The sequence below is a fragment of the Bacillus sp. KNSH39 genome (genome assembly GCF_052656585.1).
In genome coordinates, this window is sequence record NZ_JBQXYO010000001.1 from 1,015,463 (window position 1) to 1,028,219 (window position 12,757).

The 12,757-nt window shown below is 36.2% G+C and carries 7 protein-coding genes and 1 pseudogene; all 8 read left to right on the forward strand.

Annotated features, from left to right (window positions below; translation table 11 throughout):
* Positions 1–5 precede the first annotated feature (5 nt).
* The 8 genes and pseudogenes from ACUL40_RS05070 to ACUL40_RS05105 all read left to right on the forward strand — a co-directional run bounded on the left by ACUL40_RS05070 (position 6) and on the right by ACUL40_RS05105 (position 12,547).
* Positions 6–362 carry a hypothetical protein gene (locus ACUL40_RS05070; protein WP_000415935.1) on the forward strand — a complete coding sequence of 119 codons (357 nt, stop codon included), beginning with the start codon at positions 6–8 and terminating at the stop codon, positions 360–362.
* 230 nt (positions 363–592) lie between these two features.
* A pseudogene (locus ACUL40_RS05075) lies at positions 593–1,801 on the forward strand (hypothetical protein); the annotation flags it as partial.
* 257 nt (positions 1,802–2,058) lie between these two features.
* Positions 2,059–2,316, forward strand: coding sequence for a hypothetical protein (locus ACUL40_RS05080; RefSeq protein ID WP_000566747.1), 258 nt, complete (start codon positions 2,059–2,061; stop codon positions 2,314–2,316).
* Positions 2,317–2,533: 217 nt separating this feature from the next.
* Entirely contained in the window at positions 2,534–4,723 is a 2,190-nt protein-coding gene (locus ACUL40_RS05085) for a phage tail protein (protein WP_445422855.1), read from the forward strand.
* Positions 4,724–4,764: 41 nt separating this feature from the next.
* Positions 4,765–6,240, forward strand: coding sequence for a distal tail protein Dit (locus tag ACUL40_RS05090; RefSeq protein WP_000093919.1), 1,476 nt, complete (start codon positions 4,765–4,767; stop codon positions 6,238–6,240).
* On the forward strand, positions 6,237–11,147 hold the full coding sequence (locus ACUL40_RS05095) for a phage tail spike protein (RefSeq protein ID WP_001260223.1): 4,911 nt from the start codon (positions 6,237–6,239) through the stop codon (positions 11,145–11,147). Before ACUL40_RS05090 ends, ACUL40_RS05095 begins: the two co-directional genes overlap by 4 nt.
* Positions 11,148–11,186: 39 nt before the next feature.
* Entirely contained in the window at positions 11,187–11,612 is a 426-nt protein-coding gene (locus ACUL40_RS05100) for a phage holin family protein (protein ID WP_000373893.1), read from the forward strand.
* Positions 11,612–12,547: an N-acetylmuramoyl-L-alanine amidase gene (locus ACUL40_RS05105; RefSeq protein ID WP_000405785.1), complete on the forward strand. Its 936-nt coding sequence runs from the start codon at positions 11,612–11,614 to the stop codon at positions 12,545–12,547. Before ACUL40_RS05100 ends, ACUL40_RS05105 begins: the two co-directional genes overlap by 1 nt.
* Positions 12,548–12,757: the final 210 nt, after the last annotated feature.

Genomic DNA, 12,757 nt, shown 5'->3' on the forward strand with positions numbered 1-12,757 from the left:
AGTAAATGGAAAAGACAATTACAATAGACGGAAAACAAGTTAGATTAAAAAGTACAGCAGCAACCGTTAAACGATATAAAGCGCAATTTAGACGTGATTTATTTGCAGACATGCTCAAATTAGGAGTTATCGCTCCTTCAAATCCTCAAGCGGGTGCTACTATTGATTTAGCAAATGCGGATTTAAGTAAAGTAGATTTTGAGGTTGTATATGATCTAGTTTGGTTATATGCAAAAACAGCAAATCCAGAAATTGCTGAACCGATTACATGGTTAGATGGTTTTGATGAATTCCCTATCTCTGAAATCCTTCCAGAAATTATGGATATGATTCAAAGTACAATGGGCGCAAAAAAAAAATAAAGAAAAGTAATGGAGAGCAAGGCGATTTCAGTGATGAAGAATTAACCACTGATACGTTCCTTGCTCTTTGTTATAAAGCGAAATTAACACATTGGGATTTGGAAATTATGACGATTGGTGATTGTTTTGATTACATTTCTGAATTCGCTGAAATGGAGAATCCAGATAAAGAAAAAGTTAGAAAAGCAAATCAAAAAGACTTCGATTCATTCTAAGAAAGGGGTGAGAAAATGGCAGGAAGAATTAAAGGTATTACGATTGAAATTAATGGTGACACTCAACCGTTACAAAACGCTCTAAAAGATGTTAATAAACAAAGCGATTCTTTAGCTAAAGAACTAAAAGATGTGGAGCGTTTGTTAAAGTTTGATCCTGGTAATGTGGAAGCATTAGCGCAAAAACAACAGTTACTTACACAACAGATTGAGAATACAACGCAAAAGCTAGATAAGTTGAAGGCAGCGGAACAACAAGTACAAGCTCAATTTCAAAACGGTAAAATTTCTGAAGAACAATATCGTGCATTCAGACGTGAAATTGAATTTACAGAAGGATCGCTTAATGGTCTGAAAAATAAACTCGGAAACATGAAAGCTGAACAAGAGAATGTAGCGAGTTCTACAAGGCAATTAGAAACATTGTTTAGAGCTACAGGAAAAAGCGTTGATGATTTTGCAGGAGCATTAGGAAATCGTCTTGTGAATGCAATTCGAAATGGAACAGCTACAAGTCGTCAGTTAGAACAAGCAATTGAAATTATCGGTCGTGAAGCATTAGGAGCAGGAACAGACATTGATAAATTGCAACGAGCTCTTCGATCTGTGGATGCTGGAAATTCAATACGGCAAGTGCAAAATGAATTAAGAGATTTACAACAAGAAGCTGGCAGGACAGAGAAAAAGTTTGAAGGCTTAAAAGTAGGGCTTGAAAATGTCATTGGTGGATTGGCAGCAGGTGGTGGAATTGCAACCGCTATTGAAAAAGCAATGGACATGTCGAAGCTAAAAACAAAAATTGAAATAGGATTTGATGTTCCTGAATCCTCAAAAAAATCAGTAGAGGATGCTGTGAGAGGAATTTCAGCCTATGGATTAGATGCAGAAGAAGCACTTGAGGGTGTAAGAAGACAATGGGCTTTGAATAAAGATGTTAGTGATGAAGCAAATGCTTCTTTCGTAAAGAGTGCAGCTGTTATTTCTAATGCTTATGCTGGTATAGATTTTACTGAATTAATTCAAGAAACGAATGAAATCGGTAATGAATTAGGCATTTCACAAGAAGGCGCTCTTGGTATGGCTGATGCCCTATTAAAAATGGGTTTTCCACCGGAACAATTAGATATTATCGCTGAATATGGTGGTCAGCTGACGCGAGCAGGCTACAACGCTGAAGAGGTCCAAGCGATCATGGCAGCTGGGGTTGAAACAGGTACATGGAATTAGATTATAGTTCCCTTGTATGGTGACATACAATGAAAAACTCCTTTAATTCAGTGAAACTCTCAAATGAGACAATACTGAGCGAAGCCTTTTAATTAAGGAACGTGCAACGACTAGTCGAAAGACGTAGGGTGTAAGCAAATGACACTCGAAACGGGGAGCAACTCAATTAGTTGAAGATATAGTCTAATCTATGCGGTGACGTATAGCAGTTCATAAAAGAACGGGCGTGACGTTGCGAATCACGTTGAATGTAAATGATCGATAATCTCTTAGATGGTTTGAAGGAGGGACGTGTTAAAGCAGCTGAATTCGGTCAAGGTGTCGATAAAGCAATGAAAGAAGCCCTTGAAGGTACACAAATTTCAGCAGAACAAGTTCAAAAATGGGGTCAAGCTGTAGCTAATGGTGGTAAAGAAGGTTCAGCAGCAATGACCGAGATTGCACAAGCTCTATCGAAAGTTGATGATGAAACAAAGCGTAATGAATTAGGCGTTAAATTTTTCGGTAGATGATAAATTGTGCCGAAGTAAAATTGCGGTATAAAGCAAGAAGGGTGAGATTCCTAACTTGAACCGAAGGCTATACGAAGTATAGTCAGGGGCAGAGCATAGAGGGTGAAAAGATATAATCCCTCCACGAGACCGCGACACTTAATAGTGAAAACGTATGCCGAACTTACAGGAAATGAACTGTAAGAAGTAGAGGATAAAAAGCCTTTACGATAACAAAATGACAATGTATGAAGATCAAGGACAAAACATCATTAATACTTTGCTAGGCGCGAAAGAGAAAACAGTTGATTTTGGGAAGCAACAAGATAAACTGAATGATTCTATTAAGAAAATGGATGCAAACCCAGCAGTTAAATTTCAAAAAGCGATGCAGGATTTACAAGTTGCGCTTCAGCCAGTTCTTAGTGTCATAGCGGATGTCATTTCCAAAATAGCTGAATGGGTTTCAAACAATCCAAAGTTAGCAGCCACATTAACGGCTGTTGCAGTGGCTATTGGTATAATCTCAGGTGCAATTATGGCACTTGCTCCTATAGTCATGACTGTCATGAGCTTCTTTGGAGTTGGAGCTTTAGCAGCAGCCGGACTTGTTGCTATTGTTCCTATTATTATTGCAGCTATAGTTGCTTTAGGAATTGCCATTTATAAAAATTGGGACGACATTAAACAATGGACCATTGATGCTTGGAATGCAATTGGAGAGTTCTTAGTAGGAATATGGGACGGTATTGTGCAGTGGGCAAGTGATACCTGGAATAGTATTAGTGAATCTACATCGGAAGTCTGGAATTCAATTAAGGAGTTCTTAATAGGTTTATGGAATGGAATTGTTGAATTTGTTGTAACATGGGGAACCGCTATTTTAGAAGCATACGTTGGTATTTGGACTTCTATTTTTAATTTCTGTATGGAAATTTGGAATGGAATTGTTGAATATCTCACTTCTGTATTGCAAGAAATAGCAACTTTCTTCACTGAAGTATGGACTTCAATATCGACGTTCTTTCAAGAGATCTGGGATGGATTAGTTGCCTTTCTAACTCCTATTTTACAAGGGATTGCTGATTTCTTTTCTATGATTTGGAACGGTATTTCTACAGTGATTCAAACTGTATGGAATTTCATTACTCAATACTTACAAGCAATTTGGACGGCTATTTTGTATTTTGCAACGCCAATTTTTGAATCGATAAAGAACTTTATTGGTTCTGTGTGGAATGCTATTAGTTCAGTGGCAACAACGGTGTGGAATGCTATAGTTTCTTTTCTTCAGAGTTGTTGGAATGGTATTGTTTCGGTTGCAACTTCTGTCTTTGAAACACTTAAAAATTGGATTGTGAATGTATGGAATGTTATTAGTTCCACCACAATGACGGTGTGGAATGCAGTAAAAGGATTTTTACAATCTTGCTGGAACACGCTAGTTTCTATAGTCACGCCGATTTTCCAATCAATCAAAGATTGGATCGTAAATACATGGAATACAATTAGTTCCACTACAAGCGCAGTATGGAATACAATTAAAAGTTATCTTTCTAGCTTATGGAATTCAATTGTTTCCACAGCTAGTTCAATTTTTAATAGCATTAAATCAGCCATTTCGACTGTTTGGAATATGATTAGTAGTACAAGCAGCAGCGTGTGGAATGGTATTAAATCTACGCTTTCAAATATTTGGGAAGGTATTAAGTCGACCGCATCTTCTGTATGGAATGGATTAAAAGATGCCATTATGACTCCTGTAAGATGGGTAACAAACGCTGTTAGTGGGGCATTTGAAGGAATGAAGTCAGCAGTATTAGGCGTGTGGGATGGAATTAAGAGTGGTATTCGTACAGCTATCAACGGAATCATTCGTATTATTAATAAATTCATAGATGGCTTTAATACACCAGCAGAATTGTTAAATGAAATTCCAGGAGTAAGTGCTCCAACTATTCCACATGTACCAATGCTTGCTAAAGGCGGAAAACCTGTAGGTGATGGTTCATTTATCACAGGAGAAGCCGGACCAGAGTTATTTACGAAGAAGGGTAATTCAATCACAGTTACACCTTTATCATCGAAAGAAAAATCACTCGGTATTACTGGAACTATGAATCAATTAATGGGTGATATGAGCCGTATGATGGCTACTTCTATGAATCAGCTATCCGGATTAAAGTCTGTCATGAGTGGTGTGTATGGAAGTATGTCAAACAGTAGACAAGCCATGACAAACAGTGTATCGAATCAAGTGGTTAATAATTCTTTGGGATCATCTGGAAGCGGAGTAATTCCAATGCTTGGTGGCGATTTAGTTGTGGAGGTTCCTGTTGTTTTAGAAGGACGAGATGTGGCACGTGGTACTTATCGATATACAACTGAGTATCAAGAAAGAGAAGAAAAGAGAAACTCAGACTTTTAGGTTTGGGTTTCTTTTATTTTATAAAGAAATGAGGTGTCAAAATGAGCTCTTTCAAATTTAACAATGAACGTAAAAAGTATATCCAAATTGCAAAAGATTGGAAAAGACCAACTTGGGCACCATTGAAACGTAATTTTCTAAGTACTCCAGGGTATCCAGGGGCAAGATTATTAAATACACAAACAGAAATGCGTGTTTTATCAATTCCTGTAGGGATCATAGTTCCTGAACACGCTGATTTAGAAATGTTAAAAGAAGAAATTGCAAGTTGGTTAATAACGGATCAACCAGCAGAGCTTATTTTTGATGTAGAACCAAATAGAACATATTTAGCGGTTGTGGATGATAGTTTCGATTTAGATGAATTTGTAACACTTGGAATAGGAACTCTTACGTTCATTTGCCCAATGCCATATAAATTAGGACCCACTCAAACAGTCGATTTTCAAACAGGTACGCTAGGGTTAACCGCAAATGTTCAAAACAAAGGAACTGTTCATTCTAATCCTATTATTGAGATTGACATAAAAAAACCAAACACTTTTTTAGATGTATGGTTTGGTGGGGTATCTTTAAGTGATCGAGATTATTTTCGTATCGGTATGCCACTAAAAACTGTGGAAAAGCCTGTAGAAAGGAATCAACGTATCGTATGGGATGAAATGGCTACTACGGTCGGATGGAGTAAAGTCAGCGCAATGGAAGATGGTGAGCCAGTTGGCGAAATGAAATCAGATAAATATCAATTTTATTGTTCTGATTTTGGTACTGGAACAGGTAAAGGATGGCATGGTGCAGCTGTTAAAAAGAGTATACCTGGTGGTCCAGTACAAGATTTTATTATGCAAGCTTATGTTACTTGTAAGAGTAAGAAAATCAATGAAATGGGACGAGTTGAGATAGCTATACTCGATGAAAATAGTAAGGTACTCTCAAAAATTGCTATGAATGATCTCTATTGGCAAGCTGAACAAAATTTTGGAACGATGGTTATTGGATACGATAACAAGCCAGGGAAAACAGGATTGATTTATGAGAGTGGTGATTATCCAAATACATGGAATCAATATTTCGGTCGATTGTGGATAGCTAGAACAGGAAATGTATGGGAAGCGTATATTTCAAAATTTCTTCCTGGGACAGAAAAAGATGATTCAGAGCGTTTTGCACGGTGGACTGATGAAAATAACTATCACATGGAAAAAGCAGCTCAAATACAGATTAGCATCATGCAATGGCAGGATGTACCGCCAGTAGAAGCGATGTCAGTTAATGATTTAAAGTTTTGGAAAGTGAATTTAAATACGAAAAACACACCGCCTTATATAGTAGATGTTGGAGATAAAGTCGTAATTGATACAGAAAATAGTCATGTAACGATTGAGGGGAAGGATGCAATTAATTTGAAGGATATTTTTAGTAATTTCCCTGTCATTAATAAAGGTATGAATACACTAGAAATTATGCCTTCTGATATCGGAATAGCAAAGGTTACATATAGGGAGCGATTTAGATGAGAACACCAAGTGGAGTCTTGCATGTTATTGATTTTAAAACGAGTCAAATCGTTTCAGCTATACAACCAAAAGATTATTGGGATGATAAACGTCATTGGGAAATCAAGAATAATATCGATACTTTAGAGTTTAAAGTATTTGATAACACGACATATGCAGCAACACTTATGCAACAAAACTTAGTGTTAAAAGAAGTAAGGGATGGGCGTATTGTTCCGTATGTAATCACTGAAGTAGAAAAAGACCCTAACGATAGATCCGTCATTACTTATGCATCAGGTGCATGGATTAATCTTGCTAAAGATGACTATATTCGTCCACAGAAATTTGAAGGTAAGACAGTAAATGAATTTATGGATATTGCTCTTATAGGGACAAAATGGAAGCGCGGTAAAACGGAGTATGCTGGATTTCATTCTATGACTATTGATGAATTTATAGATCCATTGAGTTTCTTAAAGAAGATTGCTTCCCTATTTGAACTAGAAATTATATACCGTGTTGAGGTGGTTGGTTCTCAAATTGCAGGTTGGTATGTAGACATGGTGAAAAAAAGAGGAAGAGAAACAGGGAAGGAAGTCACATTAGGTAAAGATTTAGTTGGAATCAAACGTATTGAGAACTCACAAAACATTTGTACAGCTTTAATCGGCTTTATCAAAAAAGAAGGTGGGGAAGTTCTCACTATTGCAGATATAAACAAAGGTATGCCCTATATTGTAGATAACGATGCCTTTCAACGTTGGAACGAAAAAGGGAAACATAAATTTGGATTTTACACACCAGAAACAGAACAAGATATAACACCAGAACGTTTATTGACTCTTATGAAAACAGAGTTAGCAAAACGTGTGAATACCTCTATTTCTTATGATGTTCAAGCACAAAGTATAGGTCGTGTATTTGGACTAGCTCACGAGTTAATCAATGAAGGAGATACAATCCGAATTAAAGATGTTGGATTTACACCTAAGCTTTATTTAGAAGCAAGGGCAATCGTTGGTGATGAATCACATACTGATCCTTCGCAAGATAAATATTCATTTGGTGATTATCGTGAAATTACTGATCCAAATGAAGAACTACGAAAGATATACAATCGTATTCTTAGTTCACTAGGAAGTAAGCAAGAATTGATAGATCAATTAGATAAATTAGTGAAAGATGCAAATGAAACAGCTAGTAATGCTAAGAAAGAATCCGAAGCAGCGAAAACATTGGCTGAAAAGGTTCAAGAGAATCTTAAAAATAACACGGTAGACATCATTGAAGCTAAGAATCCACCGACAACAGGACTTAAACCTTATAAAACACTTTGGCGTGATATTAGTAATGGAAAGCCTGGTATTTTGAAAATATGGACAGGCGCAGCTTGGGAATCGGTTGTACCTGATGTTGAATCTGTTAAGAAAGAAACACTTGAGCAGGTGAATAAAGATATTGAGTCCGCCAAAACGGAGTTAAATCAAAAGGTTCAAAGTGTGGAAGGTAAAGCGCAAGAGATAGCTGGACAAATAGTGGATGTTCAAAAGCAAGTTAATGGTAAAGTGGACCAGACCTGGATTGATACTCAGCTGAAAGATAAGGCCGATAAATCAGGTGTTTATACGAAAGATGAGATTAAAGATGGTTTCATAGGTAAACAAATTTACGAAACTGATAAACAAGGGAACGTACAGAAATTCAAGGACATTAACACATCTATGAGTCAAACAACTGAGGCTCTTACACAGAAAGCAGAGAAGTCCGAATTAAAGAAAACGAATGAAGGCTTGTCACAATTGGAGCAGAAGACAAACGAGATTAAGACAACAGCTGAGGGGACGAAACAGACTCTTACAGAACTTAAAACGCAAGTAGATAATACAGTTATTGGTGTTCGTAATTATGTTTTGACCGGAGATCGAGAGTTTATATATACAAATACAAATGAAACCGATAATAAAGGTGATGCACTTGATATTTCTAAAGATGCATACAATGACTTTAGAGGAAAGCAAGTCTATTTAAGTTTTGACGCTGAAACAATTAACCTTAAACATGGAACAGCCAGTAATAATAGTGTTGGAATTGAATTAAGAGTTGAATATGCTGATGGAAAAACATCGTGGTTTGAAGCGTGTTATGGGAAAATTGTTCCAGAAGGGACGAATAGATATAAGAGATATGGAAGAGTATCTCAAATAATAGAAGATAAAGAAATCAAATTTATAAGGTTACAAATCTTTTTGCGTTCAGCTTCAGGTACTGTAAAAATGAAGAACTTCCAAGTCGAAGCAGGTAATAAGCCATCATCGTTTAAATTAGCCAATGAAGATCAAGTTACAGGAACAGACTTTACTAAAAAAACAGTGGAGATTGAAAACAGCATTAAAGGTGTAAATACTACTGTTAGCAATATCCAGAGTGAGCAAGGAAAGCTTACGGAACGTGTAACGAAATCAGAGCAAACCGCAGATGGATTTAAAACTTCTATTGAATCGTTAACAAAAAAAGATACTGAAATCAGTAATAAATTAAATACAGTCGAACAAACCGTAGAAGGCACAAAAAAGACGATTTCTGATGTACAACAAACAACAAGTGAGCTTAAGAAAACAACAACTGAAATTAAAGAAGAAGCCGGAAAAATCAGTGAGAAGCTAACGAGTGTAGAGACCAAAGTCAATAACACTAAAATAGGTGGACGAAATGTTGTTCTTGGTACATCAATCCCAGCTAGTTTAATTGGTAATAATACAGCGAATCAAACTTTAAGTATTTATAATTTTGCAGGTGGGGATTCTAGTTCAATTCTAAATAAGGAAATTTGTGTTTCCTTTGATTGGAAAGTTGAAGGTACAACGACACCATCGGGTACTATGTATATGCAAGGGAGTAATCCTTATCCCCTTATTGCATCCAAAATTACATTTTCTCCTCAAAACTTAAGCGGTAAATATTTGGGTGTAATCACGATTAGTGATAGTGCTTTTAAGGCTGTAAATATGAGATTAGATAATTTCACAACTGGAGCAAAAATTATCATTTCTAATTTTCAAATTGAAATAGGTAATAAAGCTACCGGATGGACACTAGCTCCAGAAGATCAAGTGACAACCGATGAATTCACCAAAAAAACAACCGAGATTGAAAAAAGTGTAGATGGTGTAAAATCTACTGTAACTAAGGTGCAGGATAGCCAAGCCGGATTCGAAAAGCGCATGACTACAGTAGAACAAACAGCAACTGGATTATCTTCCACAGTGAGCAATTTAAATAATGTAGTATCAGATCAAGGGAAAAAGCTTACTGATGCAAATACAAAACTCGAACAACAGGCAACAGCAATCGGTGCAAAAGTTGAGCTTAAACAAGTAGAAGATTATGTTGCTGGATTTAAGATACCTGAGTTGAAGCAAACAGTCGATAAAAATAAACAAGATTTATTGGGCGAACTAGCTAACAAACTTGCAACTGAGCAATTTAATCAAAAAATGACTTTGATTGATAACCGCTTTATTATCAATGAACAGGGTATAAATGCTTCAGCCAAAAAGACAGAGGTATATACAAAAGAGCAAGCTAATGGGCAATTTGCCACATCATCTTATGTAAGGGATATGGAAACCCGTCTTCAGTTAACTGAAAAGGGCGTAAGTATATCTGTAAAAGAAAATGATGTAATCGCAGCATTCAATATGAGTAAAGAAAACATTACTTTGAATGCGAACAGAATTAACTTAGTAGGTTTTATTACAGCAAATCATATTAAAGGAAAAGTTTTAGAAGGGGTAACGCTTAAAACAAGTGGAAACAGATTTGTTGAAATAAATAAGCAAGACATGAAGATTTTCGATTTAGATAAGCCACGTGGCTATATAGGATTTATGGAAACAGATGATGGAAGTATTCAACCTTCATTAGTCCTTGGTTCTGATAATAGAAAATACGCTGGTACAGGATCATTTTATATTTATCAAGTCATGCCGCGAATTAATGGAGTTGATCAACCTTCTAAAGCATATGCAAAATTTGGGATTTCTAAAGGAGAAAATGCAGAAGGAACTAATATTTGGTCAAACTATATTCAAATGCATAATGACGGTGGACATCTGAGCGTATATTCAGATGGACAATTTCGTTTTAAAAACTTAAATGATATTATTTTTGAATCTGAAGGATGGGCTCCAGGATATGGTTACTTCTTTGTGACCACAACGGAACCGCATATTTTTAACAATAACCGGGGACAGTTTACGTTTAAAAGGAAAGGCAGTGACTACAATATATCTTTCATCAATGGTGCCACTGATCATGATTTAATCATGGGTAATGCAATGATAAGATCAAGTTTTGTACAAGGTTATAACAACGGATTACAGATTAAAGATATGATGGGCCAAGGGTGGAAAGATATAGAATTAAGAACGCTACGAGCGCAAGAAAATGTAAATGCCAATGGTCAAATGTGGGCGAAAGCATTTAATCCTACATCAGCTAGGAATATGAAAGAAAACATAAAAGATATCCCTTTCTCAGCTCTTGATAAAATCATGAGTTTAGCTATCAAACAGTACAACTTCAAGGACGACATGTATAATCTGTATCAAATGCGTGTGAACAAGCCGGAAGAACAAACAGAACCATATACAACAAAAGAAATTGAAACGTATTTCGGTATGATTGCAGATGATACGGAAGATATATTTACAGATAAAGAGAAACGGGCCATTAATTTATATAATACTGTTTCAATCTTTATTGCAGCTTTCCAACAGCAGTATCATCAATTTAACGAAGAGTTAACTACTGTTAAAGGTGAGAATAAACAACTAAAAGAGCAAGTTACGAAACTAACAAACGATGTGTCCACATTAACAGAATTAGTACAAAAATTAATAGACGGGAAACCAGAGCAGCCATAAGCTGGTCTTTTTTTATTATCTAAAAAAGGAGAGGAAAAGATGGATCGTATTGATGTATTATTAAAAACCTTTATTGCCACTTTTGGTGGCTTCTGTGGGTATTTCTTGGGAGGATGGGATGCAACATTGAAAGTTCTAGTAATCATGGTAGCTATCGACTATATCACAGGAGTAGTCGCAGCAGGATACAACGGAGAGCTAAAAAGTAAAGTTGGTTTCAAAGGCATCGCCAAAAAGGTGGTGCTTTTTCTTTTGGTTGGAGTGGCGACCCAGCTAGATGTGGCACTTGGAAGCAATAGTGCTATTCGAGAAGCAACAATTTTCTTCTTCATGGGTAATGAATTACTTTCACTTTTAGAAAATGCTGGTCGAATGGGTATTCCGTTGCCGCAAGCTTTAACAAATGCAGTTGAAATTTTAGGTAGTAAACAAAAACAAGAAGAGAAAAAGGGAGATGTTCAATAATGGAAATCAGAAAAAAATTAGTTGATCCAAGTAAATATGGTACAAAGTGTCCGTATACAATGAATCCAGAATTTATCACAGTTCATAATACGTATAATGATGCTACAGCAGAAAATGAAGTATCTTATATGATTCGTAACGATAACCAAGTATCGTTTCATATTGCGGTAGACGATAAAGAAGCTGTACAAGGAATTCCTTTAGAGCGTAATGCTTGGCATTGCGGTGATGGTGGTGGTAACGGAAATCGTAAGTCTATTGGAGTTGAAATCTGTTACTCTTTAAGTGGTGGAGATCGATATTATAAAGCAGAAGATAATGCAGCTATCGTTGTAGCTCAACTCATGAAACAGTACAATATTCCAATTAGTAAAGTTCGCACACACCAATCATGGAGTGGAAAGTATTGTCCTCATCGTATGCTAGCGGAAGGACGTTGGAATAGTTTTTTTGAAAGAGTCCAAAATGCATATAACGGAAGTAATAATCCGGTAATGCAAAAACCTACTCCACCTTCAACTGATGGTACAAATGTTGCTTATATTAATGGCGATAATGTGAATTTACGAAAAGGACCTGGAACTGGATATGCAGTTATTCGTAAGTTAGGTAAAGGGGAATGCTACCAAGTATGGGGTGAGTCAAATGGGTGGTTAAATTTGGGTGGCGATCAGTGGGTATATAATGATTCATCATACATTCGTTATACAGGAGAAAATGCACCAGCACCTTCTAAATCTTCAAATGATGGCATCGGTGTAGTAATTATTACTGCTGATGTGTTACGCGTTCGTACTGGTCCAGGAACTAACTATGGCGTCGTGAAAAATGTGTACCAAGGTGAGAAATATCAAGCGTGGGGATATAGTGACGGTTGGTATAATGTTGGCGGCGATCAATGGATTTCTGGTGAATATGTGAAGTTTGAAAAGTAAAACATACTATGTAACAGCAAATGAAGCTTATGTGTATGTAAAGTAATTAAAAAGCTGAAAATAATTAGTCAGCTTTTTAATTACTATAATCTAGTATCTATCTAAAAATATTAATTTTCTGAATTTTCAATAAAAATGATTAGATTATACCAACTTAATGATAATGATTAAAGAGACTACTATAGAACCCGAACATTAATAGAAGAAAGA

Excerpts from the sequence above, each read along its gene's own strand:
- ACUL40_RS05090 (WP_000093919.1), top strand. The coding sequence starts at position 4,765 with ATGAGCTCTTTCAAATTTAACAATGAACGTAAAAAGTATATCCAAATT.
- ACUL40_RS05105 (WP_000405785.1), top strand. The coding sequence starts at position 11,612 with ATGGAAATCAGAAAAAAATTAGTTGATCCAAGTAAATATGGTACAAAG.
- ACUL40_RS05100 (WP_000373893.1), top strand. The coding sequence starts at position 11,187 with ATGGATCGTATTGATGTATTATTAAAAACCTTTATTGCCACTTTTGGT.
- ACUL40_RS05085 (WP_445422855.1), top strand. The coding sequence starts at position 2,534 with ATGACAATGTATGAAGATCAAGGACAAAACATCATTAATACTTTGCTA.
- ACUL40_RS05095 (WP_001260223.1), top strand. The coding sequence starts at position 6,237 with ATGAGAACACCAAGTGGAGTCTTGCATGTTATTGATTTTAAAACGAGT.
- ACUL40_RS05070 (WP_000415935.1), top strand. The coding sequence starts at position 6 with ATGGAAAAGACAATTACAATAGACGGAAAACAAGTTAGATTAAAAAGT.
- ACUL40_RS05080 (WP_000566747.1), top strand. The coding sequence starts at position 2,059 with ATGATCGATAATCTCTTAGATGGTTTGAAGGAGGGACGTGTTAAAGCA.